Source organism: Vibrio sp. 2033 (assembly GCF_033339735.1).
In genome coordinates this window covers 1-610 of the sequence record NZ_JAWOVC010000528.1, presented here as the reverse complement: position 1 = coordinate 610, position 610 = coordinate 1, and the positions used below count along the sequence as shown (strand labels likewise).

The following is a 610-nucleotide window of genomic DNA, read 5'->3' as shown; positions in this document are numbered from 1 at the left end:
GTTGATCCCAGAAGCCGATGTCTTTATTTTCGACGAAGCTCATCAGCTACCAGACATTGCCAGTGAATATTTCGGGCAATCGGTATCGAGTCGCCAAATTCATGACCTCGCCAAAGACATTGAAATCGCGTATCGCACCGAAGCAAAGGACATGCGTCAGCTGCAAAAGGTTGGGGATAAACTGCTTCAAAGCGCGATGGATATGCGCATCGTTTTGGGTGAGCCGGGTTTTCGTGGCAACTGGCGAGAAGCGATGCAGTCTGAATCCATCAAGCGCGAATTGGTTCGTTTAACTGACAGCCTAGATCTGGCGATTGATGTGCTCAAATTGGCACTTGGTCGCAGCCAATTGTTGGATACGGCTTTTGAGCGTGCGAACTTGATCAAAGGTCGGATCGAGCGTGTGTGTGATGTTGACATCACCGGCTACTCTTACTGGTACGATACGTCACCGCGTCATTTTACTCTGCATATTACTCCGTTATCGGTGGCAGATAAGTTCCATGAACAAATTGAAATCAAGCAAGGTGCCTGGATCTTCACCTCGGCAACGCTTGCGGTTTCTGGTGACTTTAAGCACTTTACCGATCGTCTTGGCTTAAAACCTAAA

Annotated in this window: 1 pseudogene; it reads left to right on the top strand. The window is 48.2% G+C overall.

What is annotated here, in order from left to right:
• Positions 1-610, top strand: a pseudogene (locus R7P74_RS27600) (ATP-dependent helicase); the annotation flags it as partial.